Source organism: Arthrobacter sp. Y3221087, assembly GCF_059089905.1.
On the sequence record NZ_JBNHFE010000010.1, the window covers coordinates 52,137 to 72,113 of the forward strand.

Here is a 19,977-nt window from a genome sequence, read left to right on the forward strand (position 1 = left end):
GGGGGTGGCGTGCACCTTGTGCGCGCCACCCCCGACGGTTCTAACGTCCTGCTGGCTTTAGGCTTCTACATCGTGGTCCGTTTCCAAGATCCCAACCAAGTGGTTGAGGGCTTGATCCGCGCCCGGGCCGTCGGCGCGAAGTACTACGACGTCGCCGTGCGAGGCGCCAAGGCTCATGAGGGAGAGGATGCTGGCGGCATCGAGAGCTTCGTCGGGGCGTGCGCCTTGGGAAGCGATGGTAACGTCCAGTTCCAGTTTGCTGACCGCCTCAGCGAAGACTGACGCGGGGCGGGCGTGCAGGCCTACGCGGCTGGCGATCATTGCGGTACGTTCGGGCATCTGGTTCCTTTATCTGCGTGTTTGGCCGTGGTCGAGGAAGACCGGGAATCCCGTTATGCTGCGGGACTCTCTTGCTTGGCTTTCGTCTTATCGTTTTCCTGGGCTTCGGCGAGCCAGGCGTCGCGCTTCGCACCCGGAACCCATCCACGATCGACAACCCGCCGTTGGAAGACGATAGCGGCCGTCACCAGGGCAGTGGCGATAAGGATGGTCAGGACGGTGCCGATCGCAGGACCGCCGCTGAGACTCACGCCGATGAGGGTGCCGAACCAGCCGAAGTCGGCGTCCCCGAAGGTGCTGTTGGCGAGACCGAACTGGCCCAGGACGAGCAGCAGAACGGCGGGCAGGATAGTGATGATGATGCCGTTCACGAAGCCGCCGAGCATGGCTCCTCTCCGTCCGCCAGTTGCGTTGCCATACACACCGGCGCCGCCGCCGGTGAAGAAGTGCGGGACCATTCCCGGGAGGATCAGGGCCAAGCCGAAGACGGGGTTCAGCCAGAGGGCGAGGACGCCGAGGGCGATCAGGCCTCCGGTGAAGGAGCTCAGGAAGCCGATGAGCACAGCGTTTGCTCCGAAGGGGAAAACGATGGGGATGTCGAGTGCGGCCTTGGCGCCGGGGACCACCTTGGCTGCGATGCCCTGGAAGGCCGGGACGAGCTCGCCCAGTACTGTGCGTACGCCGTAAAGGATGACGGCCACGCCGACGCCGAACAACAGCGCCTGTTCGAAGCCCGCCATGATGAAAGCTCCCGCATCAGGGACGTCAAAGATTGCCAGCGCTTCAGTAAGCGGGAGTGCGATAAGTCCCCAAATGGTGAAGACCATGTAGATCAGGACCATGGACAGTGACGTGGCCACCATGGAGTCGCGGAGGAACTTCAGCCCCTGAGGGAACTGGATCTCTTCGGCTGACTTGCTGCGCTTGCCCGCGGCCTGTCCAACTGCGCCTGCTGCGATGTAACCCAGAGACCCGAAATGTCCGATCGCAATGGTGTCATTGCCGGTGATTTTCTTCGTCCACGGGTGAAGGAACGCTGGCATGACCACCATGATCACGCCCAGCAGGACAGCCCCGAGGAGCACCACCAGCCAGTCAAGGCCTTGTCCCAGGCCGACGGACAGAATAACCGTGAGCATTGTGGCCATGAACACCATGTGGTGGCCGGTCAGGAAGACGTACTTCAAGGGAGTGAAGCGCGCCAGGAGCAGCATGATGAGGAAGCCGAAGGTCAGGACGTAGGCGCTTTGGGCGCCGAACTGTTCCTGGGCCATTGCTGTGATGACCTCGTTCGTCGGGATGACCCCCTGGGCGCCGGTAACGGTGAGGATGAGTTGACCGAGGGGATCCAGTGATCCGGTAACGACTGTGGCGCCAACGCCAAGAATGAAGAAGCCCAAGGTTGCCTTGAGCGCGCCTCCGATGACCTGGCCCGAGTTGCGCCGCAAGGCGATAAGGCCTGCTGCGGTAATGATGCCGATCAGGTACGCGGGCACATTAAGAATCTGCTGCCCTATGAAATTCAGTACTACTACGAGCCAGTCCATGCCGTAGGCACTCCCTTATTGCTGAAATGTTGGTTGGTCTTTTGGTGTTGCAAGTGGAGGAACCACCGGCGTTGACTATCGAACCGCGGCAGACAGTTTCCTGTGGATTTCATCAAGGTCAAAAAAGTTTTCGATGACAATAACCTCTGCCGGGACATCGCCAATTTCAGGTGCGAGCTCGTCGGAAGTAAGCACGATTTGCGCGGTTTGCGCCGCGCCCCGGGCGACCCCAATGTCAGCGGCCTCAATTTCGGCGTCGATGCCGAGATCCTGGAGAACTTTTTCTGCGTTCATCTTCAGAAGCACTGATGTCCCAATGCCCATTCCACATACAGCGACGATCTTCATGGTTCGTTGCCTTTCAATTCAGAGGTGATATTGGAGTTACTTATTTCGGGGAGGCCGCGCACGCCAGGAGGGAACGAACTTCTTCCGGGCTCGCCGCGGCGTCAAGGCCACTGCGGGTGGCCGGATTCGAAAGGATCCCGGCGACTGCCCTGAGGACTTCGATGTGGGCAGTGTGGTCAAGTGCTGCGAGGCCTATAACCAGGGAGACGGGGTCGTTGGATTTGTGCCCGAACTCCACAGGGGAGGCCAGGCTGACCCAACTGAGCCCTCCCTTTTTGACGGACTCGGAGGGGCGTGCGTGGGCGAGGGCGACGCCGGGGGCGATAACGATGTAGGGGCCGTGCTCTTCGACGGCCGCGATCATCTGTTCCGTGTAGTCCTCTGTGGTGACTCCGCCTGCCACCAGTCCATCACCTGCCCGGCGGATGGCTTCCCTCCAGTCGGAGACAGCGACATTGGTGGTAATGGATGAGAGTTCTTCAGCAAGGTTTACGGCCACGGTGGGGATCCTTCAGTCAACGGATCACATCACGGCGATGTGAGTTCGATCACCGTAGCAAGGAATCGGACCTTAAGTCTACAAGTAGACCAAAGTATTTCAGTTGGCAGATCTCGTCAGGTGGATGCCAAAGCAAGAGAGTTTGCTCCGCTGTGGGTGAGCCGACTGATCCTGTCAGGCGCGAAGAGTGCGTCCTGGGCAAGCAGCGATGCCCCTGTCAGGCCGGCCACAGCCCCAAGGCCGGACCGTTCAACGGCGAGGTCCTGGGTGGCAAACTCACGTGCCCCCGCATAGATGGCTTCGCGGATGGGTGTGAGGAAGGGTTCGCCGGCTGCGGCAAGACTCCCGCCAATAATCACCGCGTCCGGATTGATCAGTCCAACGATGTCGGCCAGCGTCTGGCCAAGGGCTGTTCCCGTTTCCTCAAGGAGGGTCAGCGTTCGGTGGTCCCCGCTTTTCGCAAGCTCAACGATGTCGGCTCCTGTCCTGACTTTGTAGCCGCGGGCCACCAATTCGGCGCGCACCACCGCTCCGCTGGCTACTGTTTCGAGCCGTTGGAGGCGCCCTCCACCGATCCGCGGTCGGCTCAGGTCCCCCGCTCCTCCGCGCGCGCCACGGTACACCGCGCCGTCCAGCACAAACCCGAGCCCGATCCCGATGCCGGCCTTCACGCCCACGATGTCCCGGTACCCGATTCCTCCCCGCCTGGCTTCGGCGAGTGTCATGACATTTACGTCCCGGTCGACTGCAAGGACAGCATGTCCGTATCTGCTTGTGAAGTAGTCGCGGACAGCGACGCCATCCCACTGCTTGTCGACCTGCGGTGATGCCAGGCGGCCGGTTGCGATGTCAACAGGACCGGGGACGCCGACACCGATCCCCAGGACGTCGGCCCTGGTCTTTCCGAGGCGTTGCAGCATGTGGTCGAAGACCTGGCCCGCCCATTCAAAAATCTCAGCCGGCCCTTCGCTGGGACCGATGTCTGCTTCATCAACACTGAGGATCGTGGAAACCAGGTCCGTGATGGCCACCATGCTGTGCGAGCCGCCGATGTCAAGGGCTAGCAGTACGCCGGAATCGGGCTTCACGGCGAACGTTTCAGGTGGGCGTCCTCCGCGTGAGTCGAGTTGGCCTACGCTCATGATGATGGAGGCGTTGAGCAGCTCTTCGAGCCGCCGGGCCAGGGTGATTCGCGACCATCCCAGCCGCTCCAGAAGGTCACTCCTGGTGGTAGCCTGCCCGGATCTGATCAGGTCCAGGACAATGCCCGATCCCGTCGAAAGTGATTGCGCCATTTCAACCTCTCGTGATTCGGTCACTGCCTCCGGGATCTGCACCGGTCCCGATTTATGCATACTAATATTCGAAAGCCTACCCCCATGCGTACCCTAACCACTCGAGGCTTAAACAGGATACGGCGGGGCTAAATCCAGAAAACCTTCGGAACTTCGCCGCGTGGACGGCCGGGCCATCACTGGGTCCCGACGTGTTGTTGCCATGCGCTTTCGGCGCCCCAGGTTTTGAAATCAGCCTGACGCGGCGGCATGGTCCTTCGCCAGTCCCATGAACATGGTTCTATGCAGGATGTCCACATGCTTCCGCGACACCTCCACCGCTTCCTCAACATTGCGGGCGCGGAGGGCTGCCACTAGGGCGATGTGGTCCTGGTTGGACTTGTGCAGCTTCTCGATGGGGTAGGGGATGAAGTAGTCGTAGAGTTCGGCGAGGGTCTCGTGGTAGACCTCGACGGCGGAGTCCAGGCATGATGCAGCGCCCACCAGCTGATGGAACTGCTCGTCCATCCGGTGGTAGTAGGACCAGTCGGTCGCCTCGGCCATCTCACGCGTCAGCCGCTCCAGTTCATCCAGCTGCTCCGGTGAGGCGTTGACCGCCGCATAGTGGGTCACCGCGCACTCAAACAGGAGCCGCCGGTCCACCAGCCGGTTCACCGCCTGGGACTCGGCGGGCGACGCCGAAAGTGACGCCAAAACCTCAGTAGGCGGCGCATCCGCCACGAACGTCCCGCCGGCCCGGCCGCGCCGGCGCACCACCACACCCTGGTCGGCAAGACTGGCCAAAGCGCGGCGGGCGGTGATCGGGCTGACCGAAAGGCCCAGGGCCACGTCCTCCTGGTCCGGCAGCCGTTCACCTGGCTTCAGAAGCCCCAGCGAAATCGCCATCCCGATCCGCATCCGCACGGCGTCCATGGCACTGCGGCGCTCCATCCCGGGCATCCTGCCGGCGCCGAGGCGCGGGGGCTCGGCGGTGTCCTCCAGCTGACGGGTCATATCCGCTACCTTACGGCCCACGCCGGCCCCCTTCCCTTTATTGGATCATTCTGATCTAATATAACCCGGATCACACCCCAACGCGGAGAAAAACCCATGCAACGCATCCTTCCCCTCATCGCCGCCCAGGCCCGGCCGCGGCTCATCGGCGAACCCGTCTCGGCCTTCGCCGACGAGGTCAAGAAAGCCCTCGAAGCCCAGCCGCACAGCAAGCTGGTCGTCTTCCCCGAGCTCCACCTCTTCGGCGACGAAAACCCGGACCTGCAGCGCACGGAAATCCTTCAAGAATCCGCCGAGCCGCTGGACGGCCCAAGAGTCAAAGAGCTCCAACAGCTCGCCAAGGACCTCAACATCTGGCTGGTCCCCGGCAGCGTCTGCGAACGCGGCCCTGAAGGCCAGCTCTTCAACACCCTGCTGGTCCTGTCCCCGGAAGGGGAGCTCGCCGGCTACTACCGCAAGATCTTCCCCTGGCGCCCGTTCGAGCCCTACGATCCCGGCGACCGGTTCACCACCGTGGACCTGCCCGGCATCGGCAGGGTGGGCCTGAACATCTGCTACGACGCCTGGTATCCGGAGGTGTCCCGCCAGCTCGCCTGGATGGGCGCCGAGGTGATCCTCAACGTCGTCAAAACCACCACCCCGGACCGCAAGCAGGAACTGATCCTCGCGAAGGCCAACGCCATCGTGAACCAGGTGTTTATGGTCAGCGTCAACTGCGCCGGCCCCACCGGCCAGGGCAAGAGCATCATCGTGGACCCGGAGGGCAACACCCTCGCCGAGGCACCAGACGATCAGCCGCTGCTGCTCACCGCGGAACTGGACCTTGCCGCCGTCGACCGCGTCCGCACGCACGGCACGGAGAACCTCAACCGCCCCTGGTCGCAGTTCCGCGAGGGGGAGCCCGCCGTCGAACTTTCCGTCTACCAAGGCCGGATCAATCCGGCCACCTGGACACCGCCGTCCTACAAGCCGTAAGGAAACACCGTGACAGCCACCCTCACCCGCACGCTGAAGCTGCCCTCGCTGGTCCTGTTCGGGCTGGCGTACCTGACCCCGATCATCGTCCTGGGAATCTTCGGCATCATCGCCGAAACCACCGGCGGCGCCGCGCCCGCCGCGTACCTCGTGGCGCTCGTGGCCATGCTGTTCACCGCGCACAGCTACGGCCGGATGGCCATCGCCTATCCCGTGGCCGGCTCCGCCTACACCTACGTCCGCCGGTCCATCGATTCCCGGGTGGGGTTTCTGGTGGGCTGGGCCGTGCTGCTGGACTACCTCTTCCTGCCCATGGTCATCTGGCTCATCGGCGGCTCCTACCTCAGCGCCCAGTTCCCCGGCATCCCCATCGGCGTCTGGATTGTTGGCTTCATCCTCATCACCACGCTGCTGAACATCCTGGGCATCAAGGTGGCGGACAAGGCCAACTACGTGCTGATGGCGTTCCAGCTGCTGGTCCTGGTGTTCTTCGTGGCGCTGGCCATCGGCAGCGTGGTGTCCGCCAACGGCGCCGGGGGACTGGCCAGCGGCCAGCCGTTCTTCAACGACAGCGCCAGCTTCGCCACCATCTCCGCCGGCGCGGCCATCGCAGCGTACTCATTCCTGGGGTTCGACGCGGTCACCACCCTCACCGAGGAAACCATCAACCCGCGCCGGACTGTGCCGCGGGCCATCATGCTGGTGGCCCTGATCGGCGGCGGCATCTTCGTGGCCGTGTCCTATGTGACCCAGCTGGTGCACCCCGGCGGCGTGTTCGAGGACTCGGCATCCGCGGCCAGTTCCATCGCCCTGCAGATCGGCGGGCAGCTGTTCGGCGCGGTGTTCCTCGCCGGCCTGGTGGTGGCGCAGTTCGCCTCCGGCCTCGCCGCCCAGGCCAGTGCCTCGCGCCTGCTGTACGCGATGGGCCGGGACTCGGTTCTGCCAAAGGCTCTTTTCGGCCGGCTGAGCGCGAAGTTCCATACCCCTGTGGTGAACCTGGTCATCACAGGCATCGTGGGCCTGATTGCGGTCTTCCTGGACGTGGCCACGTCGACGTCGTTCATCAACTTTGGTGCCTTCACCGCCTTCACGCTGGTGAACGCCTCGGTGGTGTTCCACTATGTTCGACAGCGCCGGGCCGGGCAGCAGCTGAACCCGGTGTCCTACGTGGTGGTCCCGGTGGTCGGCGCGATCATCTGCGCCTACCTGCTCTCCCGGCTGGACAGCAACGCCATCACGCTGGGTGTGTCCTGGCTGGTGCTGGGCGTGGTGGTCCTGGCCCTGATCACCCGCGGCTTCAGGGCGGCGCCGCCGGAGATGACGGCCACGGAGAAGGCAACGGTCGAGGCGGCCGCCTGAGCCTTGCGGTTTGTAGTGTGGCCGTTGGGCCGAGGGAAGGAACTCTTGTGAGGGTAGCGCTGGGGCAGCTGGAGTCGGGCGCCGACATCCGGGCCAACCTGGCTGCGATCGACCGGTTCGCCGCCGAGGCAGCGGGCGACGGCGCCGCGCTGGTGGCCTTCCCGGAGTACGCCACCTACGAGAAAAAGAAGGTGGACGCGACCTTCCCCGCGGTGGCCGAGCCGCTCGACGGGCCCGTCTGCCGGGAGCTCGCCGACATTGCCCGCCGCCACCGCATCGCACTGGTGGCGGGCGTGGTGGAAGCGTCGGATGAGCCGGGCAGGGCGTACAACACGCTGGTGGCGTACGGGCCCGACGGCGGCCGGCTGGCTTTCTACCGGAAGATCCACCTTTTCGACGCGCAGGGCTTCGGGGAGTCGACGTTCATCAAGCCGGGACCGTCCACCGCGCCGGTGGTGTTCGAGCACGGGGGAGTGCGGTTCGGGCTGATGACCTGCTACGACCTGCGGTTCCCCGAACTGGCCAGGTCATTGGCCGACGCCGGCGCGCAGGTCCTGCTGGTCTGCTCGTCCTGGGTGCCGGGGGAGCACAAGACGGAGCAGTGGCTGGCGCTTAACGCCGCGCGGGCGATTGAGAACAGCGTGTACGTGGCAGGGGTGTGCCAGGCGCCGCCGGTGTCCGTCGGGTGGAGCGTCCTCGTTGATCCCATGGGGGTGGTGGAGGAGGACCTTGGGCTGGCTGCTGGGGTGCGGGCCGTGGAGGTTTCGCTGGAGACGGTTGAGCGGGTGCGGGAGTCGTTCCCGATGTTCCGGCAGCGGCGGCTGTAGGGAGCGCGCTTAGTTCTGGTTGCCGATGACAAGAGTTGGCCAGGAACGTCTGCCTGTTCTAGCTATCCGTTCTGGTTTGACCGGTCCACGCGTGTCCGTCCCAATATGCCAACACCCCTTGCGTAGGCGTTGGGTACCAACCGGCCGGGGAAGCCAGCTGTCCCGTCGACGGAGGTGGAGCCGCTAAAGGCGGGACCTGCTGCCTTGCCAGTGCCTCCTGAACGGAACATACGTGAACCGTCCACCTTGTCCCATTCCACCAGCGCGCGGTGCCGCGGCCTTCGTGATACCAGCCAGGAGCAGGATCGCGACCAAGAATATTGTCTAGAGCCTTCCATGGAGATGAAGTAACTAGCGAGGAGCTTTTTGGCGGGGGAGTCAACCGGTTATGCCACTGTTCGGCGACAAATACTTCGGCTTGCTCTTTGGTCATGCGGCCTGCGTGAAATTCTTTGTCTGCCCATTGGCATAGATTGGCGTACTCATTTGCCATTTGCTGACGCCGAAGCTGGTCAAGCTGAGCAGCTGCAAGTTGCGCCTGAATCGCTCCCTGCATCGCCAGCTGTCTCTGAATATCGAGCTGCTGCCGGGACGTGATGAAGCTGCCTACGTTGGCTGCCGTGTTCAGGCGGTTGCCTTTCATCTTCCCCACGGGACTTTCCTTCTTCCGAGCGGCCTACGAGTACTTGCCCCAGCCCTTGGCGGCAGATTATCGGAGATGGCTTCGCATGGCTAGATCTCGTTCACACATCTCGAGTCGCCTTGGCTACGCATGTCACAAGAAGTTCACATCCCGATACAAAACCTGAAAGTCATCGGTCTTGTAGGCCCGATCGCAATAGCCCAGAACCTGGCAAATGTCGACGTCGAATTAGCAACCTCAGGGTCATCACCGCCCTGACGCCCGCGAATGCTTTGGTTGTGTTCCGGCTATCTGCTCCTGCCCTGGTCGTCCTCTTTGTTATCTGCTTGGTCCGGCGCCGAACCTGGTGGCGGAGGTTCCAGATAAGGAACCTTTGAGCGTATTTCCACTACACCGGAATGCAGCGATTTCCGCAGCTTCATGAGCTCATCCTGGTAGTTATCAGGATTACGGTCGGAGCGGCTCAGATGGCGGTTACAGGCCACCAGCATTCCAGAAAGTGTTGGGCTGGCATGGGAGCGTGGGGGCAGGCTGTTACGAGCTGTTCTGATCCATTCGCGCATCTCCAGCACGCTTTTCGTTGTGCGGTCGAAGTCGGGAGACTCTCTAGCATTCGGAACCCGTGTGGGGGTGATGGCTCGAAGGGCCCGTTTGTGATGGAGATCGTGAATTAGGTTGGTCAGGACCTGCTTCTCCGTATGCCTTTGTTGTAGCTGAAAAGTCTTGTAGGCAATACCTACAGTCAGGCATGCTCCCAGAACTGCTCCAATGATGGTTACAAGAGTGTCCGACAAGAAGGTGTCCCACATGGTCAAAGTATGCAGCACCTTTCCCGCGTGACCGTCACGACAGGCGGCGCTTATCCATCGAGCCTCCCTACCACCGCCCCTGGTTACACGCTGTCACCACCCTCACGGACAAAACCATCAAACCCCGCCGTACATGTCTCGCGCCGTCATGCTAGTGCCTGATCGGCGGCGGCATTCTCGTGACGGTGTCCTAGGGAACCTAGTTGGTCTACCCGGGCGTGTTTGAGGACTCGGCTGTAATGAAGCGAGCACATCGACTGCTTCCGGGCTGTCGAGCGAGTAAGCTTATCGCCGGATTTGCCCGTAATAGCACTATCGCATGCGAAATTACAGGCGCGAGGAGATCCTAGCGTCGGTGGAATAGGGTTCGCTGGAGCAGGGCAAGAACACCCAACACCGCGAGGGCGTGGCTTGATGCCCGCGACCTCCAGGACGCCTCCTTCGTCACGGTGAACAAGGACGACAAGAAGCACTCGGCGACCAACATGATAGGGACTATGCCATCGGTCCTGAACTGTTCCAGTGGGAGTCGCAGAATGCGACGTCACGGAGCAGCCCGCCTGGACGTGGGCACGTCGACGTCGTTCATCAATTTTGGTGCGTTCACCGCCTTCACGCTGGTGAACGCCTCGGTGGTGTTCCACTATGTGCGCCAGCGCCGGGCCGGGCAGCAGCTGAACCGGGTGTCCTACGTGGTGGTCCCGGTGGTCGGCGCGATCATTTGCGCGTATCTCCTCTCCCGGCTGGACGGCAACGCCATTACGCTGGGTGTGTCCTGGCTGGTGCTGGGCGTGGTGGTCCTGGCCCTGATCACGCGCGGGTTCAAGGCCTCGCCGCCGGAGATGACGGCCACGGAGAAGGTGACGGTCGAAGCCGCCGCCTAACCCTGCCAGTTTGTAGTCTGGCCGTTGGGCCGAAAAAGGAACTCCTGTGAGGACAGCGCTGGGGCAGCTGAAGTCCGGCGCCGACATCCGGGCCAACCTCGCCGCCATCGACACGTTCGCCGCCGAGGCAGCGCGCGACGGCGCCGTGCTGGTCGCCTTCCCGGAATACGCCACTTATGAGAAGAAGAAGGGCGATGGGGTAAGCCGAGCAGAGCGGCCAAGCTCAGGGTCTTTGGGAAGGCCAACAGAGAATAGACGGCACTCCTATTTTGCTCTGGCAGAAAAAAATCTTACACGTCAAAAGAGTGCCTCCGAGGCACTGAATCCGTTCAACCAGTACTGTTGCCGGAAAGAGGCATGAACCATTTAGGAGACTAGCATGACCGTTCCACGCGATTCCGAAGAAGTACTGTGGGAATTCCTAGGAAATCTGTGGGACCGTTTTACCGGCGGAAAGGACGTGGCGGCGCGTCCAGACAAAGCGGTCGATGACGTTTGGCCGTCCGCAACCCGACCGCCAGGGGTTGGCGCTGCTTTGAGTTGGCTTGAGTCAGGTTCGGAAACCGGCACGCCGCGCGTGCTACTGCTAGTGGGTGGTCCCGGAGCAGGTAAGTCGCATGCCACCACGAGTGCCGTCCGTAACATGACAAAAGTATCGATCGGGGACAAAGGGCTAGCGAGCCGGGCGTACCTCTACCAGAGCGATCACCGCAAACTGTTAGTGGTTAATGATGCCACGATTAGCGACGGGAACGAAAGCACGCCTTTAGTCCTCGATATCAATGATTCCTTGACCGCTGGATCAGATGATTCTATCCCCACTGATATTCTGGCGTGCGTCAATCGCGGCATCCTAATTGAAGAAGCTGGGCACCTTTCCGAGAGGGATGAGACACCAGGAGCTCTCCTCGTGTCTTGGCTTGCAGATGGTGCAACCTCACGCGGTGCACTTGGACTATTCAATGATGTAAATCTCACATGCGGTCGGTCGGCAGAACTGCGACACCTAAACAAACTTTTAGCACACGTCGTGGTGATATTTGTAGATGAGTGCTCATTATTCGAGGAAAGCCCCGAACTTGAAATTATAAATAGCTCAATTGTAGAAACATCACCCTACATTATTCGTCGAGTTTTTGAACGCGCTGGCCTCAGTTCAGAAGCTCAGAGGGTACCAGCAGCCGACCTCTTGCATTCGGTGCTAGCGACAATTCACGAACGAACCGACTTCGTGAAACAATCCCAAGACGTGTGGATAGACCCATTAGCGGCGAACCTAAAGTCGCTGGAGTCGGCCTCTATACAGGCATCGATTCTGACGCTTGCCCGGGCAGCAGAACTTGCAACTTCAACCCGCATGACCTACAGGGAGCTGTGGGGATTTTTCGTACGGGCAATAGTTGGATGTGCTCCAGAACAATTAGCACGAGGCGAACTTGCCGCCTTCATCCGTGACAACCAACCCGAAGGTGCGACCTCGATTTCTAGGTTCGAAGCGCTGCGACAACTCTCAGCTCTTCGTTTAACGCAGGGGATATTCGGCGCCGGGACAGAACCGGTCGCATCCGCACGTGTTACCAACGACCCCGTTTTGCGGTTTACCGTAGCCATAGATCCAATTGCCGACGCACTTCCTGGGAATGATCCAACAAACCCTCGTGCCGGCTGGGCGGATCCCGTTCACGAAGCGTTTTCTATGCAATCCGAGCATGCCTCTCCCTTGTCAGCGCTCCTCGGGGGATGCGCCGAGCGTGCGGACGGTCAGCATGTATTCGAAACCCTCTCCGAGATGGTAACGGAGTTTGATTGGGAAGTTGACAAAGCGTTCTCGAAAGTCTGGATCGACGATGCAATTCCTGACGCAGAGCGATTGGCAGCGTCATCCTGGTACGGTGCCTACCTGACTCGTCTCTACGCTGTGGGGCTTGGTATCTGCGGCTTTCGCCGTGAAATTGATGCCTTGATTGAAGCCATAGTCTCAGCCCCCCGGCTACCAGACGTTTTGCGTAAGCCAATGGAGACACTCCTTAGGCCGAAGCGCGACCTTCGCGACGGCGACAGCGAGGCGTTGCTACCACTATTTGACAGCAGGACCGAACCTGTTGTGGGCCACCTAATAGAGCCAAAAGTGGCAGTACGTGTTGAAGACGGAAAGCTAGTCACTTACCGAGGTGATAGCGATCAGGTCTTCCTAGAGATAAAGCACGAGGGAGAGGTCCACGGCAGAATCAACATCGACTTTGCTCTGGTTCGTGAAGCGCTTGCCTGTATTGACGATCATGCAGGCGTCACAAACCTCGTCGACGTGACTGCACCCCGTCTTGAGCGTGTGCGGTCATCGCGGCTTCGAAGCAACCTTGTTACCGGTGCCGAAGTGCGCATCGCAACAGCAGTTGAAAGCCATCTTTTGACCCTGCGGGATAATTAGGATAAGAGTGAAAGAGTCTTTTGCAAAGCATCTGCTTTTGCCGTTCAACCGTCCAGAATATTTTGCCGTACCCGAGGCTTTAGTGTCCGCCCTTGCCTGGAGGGCATATGAGCCAGTGGTGGGGACGGAATTTGGTGTTCCTTTTTCGCGCTTGGGGTTCATGTACAAGGCGGAACCACAAAATCCTACGACTTTTGAGTTTCGTGTCACCTGGCCCGGAGGCCCAAAGGCCGAAAAGTTTGGAGCTGCATTGAAACAAAGGGGCCGATTCTCGACTGAGGCTCCAGATGATCTTCTGGGCAATGCCTTTGCACGAAGCGTGCTCGGTATTCGTAGTGAAAATTCCGGTAGTCAGCCAGCGAGTCCTATGACACCAGCTTTAGCGCTGATGCAAAATTCACGCGGAGTTATGGTAAAGCCAAGTCCTCCGGATTACGGGAACATTATAGAAGCGATGTTCGCGGCCGGCCATTCCGGGCTCCCATCAGCCCAGGGTGAATCTGCGACTAAGAGGTGGATAACTGCTGTCGATCAGCGTCTTGAGGCGGACAAAGTTCTAGCCGCAGTCGATGTTTCCCTCATGGATATGGTTCACGGTGGGAGTTTCAAGCGCCGTCCAGATTTCCCTGTTCACGAAAAAGCCGCAGAGTGGTCGGGATTACTTGGGGGAACTCCGTTCGAGTGGTTGACCACCTCTTGGGAAAGACTCACCTCGCAAGAATGGGTGGATGCACTCCCCGCTCGCGTTTGGGTGGACTGGGCAACCACGGTTCTTCGGTTGGGGGTCGGATTCGGATATCTCTGGGAAGCAGCCTGGTACGAACGAATTGCTGAAGCCATCCTGAGCGATGATAGGATGCCAGCGAGTTTCCAAGAACTTGTCCGCTCAGTTCCCGCACCTTTGCCCTGGAAGTCCAAGCAGGCTTCCATTTCGGTAAGAGAAGTCGGATCCATGATCAAGCTGCGCCTGAATCGCGGTGAACAAGTGCGGAAATTCTTGGACAAAAAGCTGAATTCGCCAGTTCTTGAGAACCGATTCGCGGTACACAGCCAGAACCCGATCGACTTTCTAAAAGACCTTTCAGCGGATTCTAAGGAAGAGCTGCGAGCTGCACTAAATTTCACGGGCGAACCAGCAAGATTAACGAATGAAACTGTTCGATATGGACTTTCGATTCGCGATTCTAGTGGGCCGTTCACGGATTACTATGGCCTGCTCAGGTCTCGCGGGCGGCGGTGGCTTATTATTGACCCGGGCACTGAATGGGTCACTGTTGTTGCAAGCCTTGCATGCATAGTGCCGGGGAAAACCTGTAACGTTGGAACCCTGTTAGGGGACCTATCTGCATTAGGCGTTCGGCCGGATCTAGGTGATCTTGTGCAACTTCTGGAAAAAGCGGGACTTGCGCGTGGAAGTGCCGACGCTGACATTGCGGTTGTGGTTGAAAGTGCATACTAAGGAGTTTGGCGTGGATTTTCCCCTTTCGGTAGCACTTGGAAAGAGCTTCCTGGGCGTAAAAGATCTGACTTGGGTCCATGTTCCCGATGGATTAAGTAAAGATGAGGCTCTTGCCATGGTTGACGCAGCGAATCAAACCACCGGTTTTGATCCTGCATACGCTTTCTTGGTATGCGACGACCCTGATCCGAAGGCTAGCGATAACCGTCCGGAAGTTTCCGTAAAGAAGTCCATTCGTTATCGTGAAGGCCAACATGTTGCTGTCGTTTATGGACGTAGACCTGACTTGCCGTCCTTTCACAATACTTTTCAAGAAAGCTTAGGACAGAGTTTTCCAGATGAGACCGGGGGCGGGATCTCCCTTCAGCGAGTGTCGGAAGTCTTAGTTAGGGACTTGCTGGTGCCGTTGGGCAAAGATGTGACGGACGACCAGCTTGCAAAGGTTGTTGAGTCTTGCCTTGCACAGGTACGCGACTTGTATATCGAAGGTCACCTTGACGTTCGTAGTTGGAACAGCGTTTGGTTCCTTCACTGCAACGCCGGGGTACGCAACTTACGCAGTCTTCTTATGGAGGCCAGCCATGAACAGAGTAGACTGACTCCCCGGGAATTCTTCCACAGATATACTCATGCTGCCTTTGGACTCCCCACGCCGCAACGTCTTTGGCGCGAGAGACGTTCTCAGCAAAGAGACGCCAAGCTCCTCAACGATGCCAGAGGGGATTATTGGAATTCGGCCGAGACGGTTGAAAATTCGGTTCGAATTCTGGGTTTCGCCGCGCGATCGGGTATTGGCTCCTTACTCTCCATGAGTTGGGACGGCTTCGATGAGATGCTAGGTTCCTCGCCGAATCCGTGGCTCGCAATGACTGAATTTCTCGGTAGTGATACCGCGCGCATCAGAGCTTTCTCAGAATTGGATGAACGGGACTTTCTGAATCCTGGGGGTGACGCGCAAAGCAACGTTTCGCTAGCCATTGTTAACGCGCAAGGCGAGAGCCTCAACCTCACTACCGGTGACCTCGCTTCACCTGTTTTTGTTCCGATGGTAGAAGCAAGCGATGGCAATGAGGGCTACGTCTCTGGTGAGTTATCTGTGGTTGTTCCTCTAGCTCGCTCGATTGATTCTAGTTTTCTTACCGGCCGTGAGGTGAAGGTGGTGGTTTCACCTTCATCTCAGGCGGAGTGGTCGACGGTTGATATCGATAGCACTTCAACCGAGTTATTCGTTCGAGGGCAGCTGAAATGGAAGACTGGGACTGGGAAGAACGCGCAACCATTCCGTCAGCTTCGTTTATCTGCCATATTCCAGTCTGGCTTACCAGCCAGCCCGCACCTGCCGTTGAAGGCTCAAACAGTAACGGTCTTTTCATTTGATTCCAGCGGTAATTTCCTCGCATTAGCGCCAAAGAAATCTAAGGGTGCGCTCGGCCAAGCGATCGTTAGAGGTTTCTGGAAAAACGCGGTCGAAACGATTGACCCCACCGTGGAGCTGAAGCCTGCACTTCAAGGCTATCAGGCCTTTGTTTGGAGCTCAAACGGAAACCCTTCATACCTTGACCGGACGGAAATTCCGCACCATAGTGTCCTACCCAAAATGGCTATAAGCCATTTTGTTCCGACCAGCTCGCATGAGTTCATATCCGGTGAGCATCGTTATCGTGTAAATAGCGTTGAGGCCGATTCAGGACAACAATCTGCTCTTCTGGCCGCTGCCCTGAAGCAACTTGTAACGCCCCATCGTCCCGCGTCCGCGACGGTGGAATCCGTTAGGGGCCAGTACGAAGTTTATGCGGCACAGACATTGTGCTCCCCGGACGCTTCCGATTTTCTAAACGCGCTTGGTCATATTGCCTTTCCTGTGGACTTACCGGGAACAATGAGCGAGGTCAGGAGTCAGGATGGCGGTGCCATTCTGATGTCCGACAAAGCCCGACTCGCACTTCGGAACGTTGATTTCGTATCATTCGATTATCCTGAATTTGTCTACGGTGACGAAGTGCGAAACTTTCGAAACGCATTCGAGAAGCTTGCTGTTTCCGCTCGTCTTGGAGTTGAAGAGGACGATGACGGTCTTACATATGAATGGCCCTCCCGTACGTCGTGGCGATTCATTTGGCAGACGGAACAGCTTGCCAACTATCTTCAGGCGTACACAGAGATGGTGCAAAGTGCTAGACGAACCAATAACCCGGGGCTGATTTTTTGGGCAACTTATCCTTTTTGCATAAGCATATGGGATGTGGATAGCGGCGCAGGTTGTAGCAGCCTACTGCTTAGCCCGCTGCATCCAATTCGTTTGGCATGGCTCGCTGGGGTTGAAAATGTTCTTGCCAGTTCCACTGACTCACTCAATTTCTTGGGGTCGATTGAGGGTTGGAACTTTCCGACAGCAGGACCGGGTTCACGATTGGAGCATAAGCTGCTTGCGGTTCCATGTGATAGCGGGGAAGGCCAGCTTTTCGCAAGCTGGGGAATGCTGGTTAAGGCATCAACTTCCGATCCGACGCCCCTCTTATCCCCGACATCTATAGGCAGTTTCGACGCACCAGGAACAGCCGTAAGCGGCTTGAATGCTTCCGCCGTTGACGCGGCTCTCCGTTCGTATCGCAAGATGCACCCACACGTTACTACCCTGACTGTTGACCTCAGCGGCAATAAAAGACAGCCTCGACTGACAGAGATCGACTCCGCTGTGCTGAAGATGGCCGTCAACTGGAAGGACTCCGGTCAAGACGGTTTGCTGGGAGGCATTCGTGTGTTGGACTCGGTCAATCGGTTGGGGAGTCCACCCAGAGCCGAGCTGACACGTTTAGTCCGCGATAATCCCGACCTACTGTTCACGTGGTCCAGATACAACCCCAAAAAAGTCCCGGACAGGGCTTGCAGCGTTCGTTTCCTTCAGGACTCGAGCAGTGTGATTCGGTCAGGCGACAGCGATAAGGCCAACGGGACTGTTGGGCAGGTGCCGCTCCGTCGGTTCGAGGCCAATAGCGGAATCCTCTCAGAATCATTTCTCAACAATGCCTACCCGGGTATCAATCCGTCTGCGGGGTGGCAGCCTTTCACCAGAGCGTTGGCAGCCATAGAAACTCGTCCAGTGGTTTCGTCTGGAATCTCCCGAGGAACTCTTAGTAACAAGTCCGCGAGTTGGACGGTGATGGGAGAAACGTACTTAAGTCCGTCGACCATAGCTGCTCTCATGGGGAATGAGCATCATGGTGATCAGATGCTTTGGGAATGGCGGCCTCCTTTGCTAGATGAAGGCCCGGTTCGAGCCTTGCTAGAAAAGAGACCCTTTGTTTCGGTCGCCCGGGTGCCACGGGCTTTTAGTCGCGAGCTGGATAGGCTCCTCAGACGTGCCTGCCCGGCAGAAGAAACAGGAGAGCTTCGTCGTCAGGTCATGACCACGTTGGGATCACGTGGTGTGGGACTGTCGTCCTTGCTGGCAATGGGAGGTACGCAAGTAGCTGGGGCCATAGGTTTTTACTTGGCGCTTCGGCTCTTTGACCAAACGGCATCTGAAACTAGCAACCGCCTAGTTGTTCCTATCGACGCCGCGGACTACTTCCTCAGGACCTTGGCTGATGGAGCGGCACACGCAGGCCTGCAACGAAGGGCTGACCTCCTAATTTTGGATCTTTCAGATGAGGGCTTGAGGATGACTCCCGTCGAGATAAAGGCATATGGAATGCAGAGCCAAAGGGAGAGCAATGTGCTTCCGCGCCCTACGTCTTCCGATCTCAATCCGGCCTTGGATCAATTAAGGGATAGCCATGGTTTGCTTGTGAAGGTACAAGAGCTTTCTGAGTCGTTGAAAGGCAGTGACGCAATACTCTGGCGTAACAGTTTGGCTGCCCTCGTCGAAGTGGCGGCCAAACTTAGCCCACGCACTTTGGGGTCAGTGCCGGCCTTTGTCCGGCGTATTTCTGCTCTGATAGAAGGTAACCTCCCACTAACAGTGGGGCGACCGATATTGACCTACTTCTCGCACAACGCTCGCACGGACGACGGCAGAAGTTATTACGTCGGCCCGGTGGGCGGAAGCGAGCTCAACGCATGCGGACTGCTTTGTGACGTCGAAGCTGGATTCAAGTTTGCCCGAGCCGGTGATGAGGATTTCACGTCGAACTGGCAAGCAATGGTCAACTCATCCTTTGGTAGTGCACCTACAGACGTTAAAGTAGATTTGCCTGCCAGCGTCCTAGGGGCTGGGGTTCGAGAAGGCTCAGATGAACAAGCTCCAGAAGTCCCAGCGTCGCAGGCCGATTCGGCTTTCGACGTGGGAGGTCAGCCTGATGCGCCTGAGAAAGATGGAAGTGTTGCGGGGGATCCTCAGATAGTTGGCACAGGAGAAATTGAACCAGATGAGGATAGGGATGAGCACCCTACCAAGGAGCCAGAGGAAGTCGCATCTCCAATCTCTTCATCTTCGCCTGGGTGGGGTGTCAAGGGTGAGGGAGTCAGAATAGAAATTGGTTCGATCCTAGATTCTATTGGAAATGCCTCTGCCGATTTCTGGCCGAGCAATACCGGCTTGAACCAGCCGAATATTGGTGTTGTAGGTGATCTTGGAACGGGAAAGACCGAACTAATTAAAGCTTTGATTTACGAAATTCGGCGACAGGTCAAGGTGGTCCAGCCAGGTGTGCCCACTTCTATGCTCGTTTTTGATTACAAGGGCGATTTTCAGCAGCAGGAATTTCTCGACCGTGTAGGGGGCCTGGTTCTTGATCCACATCAGATCCCTCTAAATGTATTCCTTCCGGTAACAAACGAATATTCACGTAGGCCCTATCAGCAGGGCGCGGCTCTAGTCGATACATTCAAGAAGATATACTCCGGTATCGGTCCCAAGCAGATGAGTCTCCTGAATCAGGCTGTGAGGGAATCTTTCGAGGATGCAGATACACCGCCAACTTTGGCAGATGTGAGAACGCGGTACATACAACTATCACCAGATCCCGACTCGGTTAGCTCGATCTTAGATACTTTCGTTTTTGGTGAAATTTTCAGCAGCCGCCAAGACGATTTGCGAAGCTTTGACGAGATTCTTGAAGGCCGGGTCGTAGTACTGGCATTGAATAAACTGGGGCAAGATTCAAATACTAAGAACTCTCTCGTAGCTCTTTTTCTTAATCTTTACCATGACTATATGTTGCGTCTTGGAATACTCCCCTTCGTCGCAGGTACGCCAACGCTTCGTCATCTGAAATCGTTCCTGCTTGTGGACGAAGCCGTAAATATCATGCGCTATGAGTTCCAAGTGCTCGAAGACATAATGCTCAAGGGGCGCGGTGCTGGCGTTGGAGTTATATTGGCAAGTCAGTATTTATCTCATTTCAAGGCCACCAAAACCAACTACATGGAGCCGTTGAGAACCTGGTTCATCCACAAGATACCAAGCCTGAGCGCGAGAGAATTAGCTGCGATCGGCGTAACCGAAGGGGCTGATGAGGTAGCACAACGTGTGCCAGCGCTCGGTAATCATCAAGTGTTCTACAAGTCCTTTGGTTTCGATCAAGGACGCTTCGTTAGAGCGACGCCATATTACGAGTTGGTGAGAGAGTAA

Annotated in this window: 16 protein-coding genes; 8 read left to right on the forward strand and 8 right to left on the reverse strand. The window is 58.2% G+C overall.

All coding sequences use genetic code 11. The features are described from left to right. Positions 1-57: 57 nt before the first annotated feature. The 6 genes from AC5RUO_RS18910 to AC5RUO_RS18935 all read right to left on the reverse strand — a co-directional run bounded on the left by AC5RUO_RS18910 (position 58) and on the right by AC5RUO_RS18935 (position 5,021). Positions 58-339 (reverse strand): HPr family phosphocarrier protein, encoded by a 282-nt coding sequence (locus AC5RUO_RS18910; protein WP_494104332.1) that lies wholly within the window; start codon positions 337-339, stop codon positions 58-60. 53 nt (positions 340-392) lie between these two features. After that, positions 393-1,886, reverse strand: a complete 1,494-nt coding sequence (ulaA, locus tag AC5RUO_RS18915; RefSeq protein ID WP_494104333.1) for a PTS ascorbate transporter subunit IIC — start codon at positions 1,884-1,886, stop codon at positions 393-395. A 75-nt stretch (positions 1,887-1,961) separates the two neighbouring features. Beyond that, positions 1,962-2,234 carry a PTS sugar transporter subunit IIB gene (locus tag AC5RUO_RS18920; RefSeq protein WP_494104334.1) on the reverse strand — a complete coding sequence of 91 codons (273 nt, stop codon included), beginning with the start codon at positions 2,232-2,234 and terminating at the stop codon, positions 1,962-1,964. Positions 2,235-2,274: 40 nt separating this feature from the next. Then, a complete protein-coding gene (locus tag AC5RUO_RS18925) occupies positions 2,275-2,733 on the reverse strand; it encodes a PTS sugar transporter subunit IIA (RefSeq protein ID WP_494104335.1) in 459 nt (152 codons plus the stop codon). Between the two features lie 116 nt (positions 2,734-2,849). Then, on the reverse strand, positions 2,850-4,088 hold the full coding sequence (locus AC5RUO_RS18930; protein WP_494104336.1) for an ROK family protein: 1,239 nt from the start codon (positions 4,086-4,088) through the stop codon (positions 2,850-2,852). A gap of 171 nt (positions 4,089-4,259) precedes the next feature. Next, positions 4,260-5,021, reverse strand: coding sequence for a FadR/GntR family transcriptional regulator (locus AC5RUO_RS18935; protein WP_494104337.1), 762 nt, complete (start codon positions 5,019-5,021; stop codon positions 4,260-4,262). Between the two features lie 96 nt (positions 5,022-5,117). Here AC5RUO_RS18935 and AC5RUO_RS18940 point away from each other — a divergent pair, with 96 nt between their 5' ends. The 3 genes from AC5RUO_RS18940 to AC5RUO_RS18950 are packed head-to-tail and all read left to right on the forward strand — an operon-like array spanning position 5,118 to position 8,182. Continuing rightward, positions 5,118-5,996, forward strand: coding sequence for a carbon-nitrogen hydrolase family protein (locus AC5RUO_RS18940; RefSeq protein WP_494104338.1), 879 nt, complete (start codon positions 5,118-5,120; stop codon positions 5,994-5,996). Positions 5,997-6,005: 9 nt separating this feature from the next. After that, positions 6,006-7,355 carry an APC family permease gene (locus AC5RUO_RS18945; RefSeq protein ID WP_494104339.1) on the forward strand — a complete coding sequence of 450 codons (1,350 nt, stop codon included), beginning with the start codon at positions 6,006-6,008 and terminating at the stop codon, positions 7,353-7,355. Between the two features lie 47 nt (positions 7,356-7,402). After that, entirely contained in the window at positions 7,403-8,182 is a 780-nt protein-coding gene (locus AC5RUO_RS18950) for a carbon-nitrogen hydrolase family protein (RefSeq protein ID WP_494104340.1), read from the forward strand. Between the two features lie 58 nt (positions 8,183-8,240). On the opposite strand, the gene AC5RUO_RS18955 is transcribed toward AC5RUO_RS18950, so the two are convergent. Next, the gene (locus AC5RUO_RS18955) at positions 8,241-8,825 is read right to left on the reverse strand and encodes a DUF2510 domain-containing protein (protein ID WP_494104371.1); all 585 of its coding nucleotides are present in this window, start codon (positions 8,823-8,825) and stop codon (positions 8,241-8,243) included. Positions 8,826-9,112: 287 nt separating this feature from the next. Next, the gene (locus AC5RUO_RS18960; RefSeq protein WP_494104341.1) at positions 9,113-9,634 is read right to left on the reverse strand and encodes a DUF6650 family protein; all 522 of its coding nucleotides are present in this window, start codon (positions 9,632-9,634) and stop codon (positions 9,113-9,115) included. A 536-nt stretch (positions 9,635-10,170) separates the two neighbouring features. Here AC5RUO_RS18960 and AC5RUO_RS18965 point away from each other — a divergent pair. Genes AC5RUO_RS18965 through AC5RUO_RS18985 form a run of 5 tightly spaced genes read left to right on the forward strand, consistent with a single transcriptional unit; the run spans position 10,171 to position 19,977 of the window. Continuing rightward, entirely contained in the window at positions 10,171-10,518 is a 348-nt protein-coding gene (locus tag AC5RUO_RS18965; RefSeq protein WP_494104342.1) for a hypothetical protein, read from the forward strand. A 46-nt stretch (positions 10,519-10,564) separates the two neighbouring features. Beyond that, complete coding sequence (locus AC5RUO_RS18970) at positions 10,565-10,879, forward strand: nitrilase-related carbon-nitrogen hydrolase (RefSeq protein ID WP_494104343.1); 315 nt, start codon at positions 10,565-10,567, stop codon at positions 10,877-10,879. Positions 10,880-10,897: 18 nt separating this feature from the next. After that, complete coding sequence (locus AC5RUO_RS18975) at positions 10,898-12,946, forward strand: hypothetical protein (RefSeq protein ID WP_494104344.1); 2,049 nt, start codon at positions 10,898-10,900, stop codon at positions 12,944-12,946. Positions 12,947-12,953: 7 nt separating this feature from the next. Continuing rightward, complete coding sequence (locus AC5RUO_RS18980; protein ID WP_494104345.1) at positions 12,954-14,405, forward strand: hypothetical protein; 1,452 nt, start codon at positions 12,954-12,956, stop codon at positions 14,403-14,405. A 10-nt stretch (positions 14,406-14,415) separates the two neighbouring features. Further along, positions 14,416-19,977, forward strand: a complete 5,562-nt coding sequence (locus AC5RUO_RS18985) for an ATP-binding protein (protein WP_494104346.1) — start codon at positions 14,416-14,418, stop codon at positions 19,975-19,977.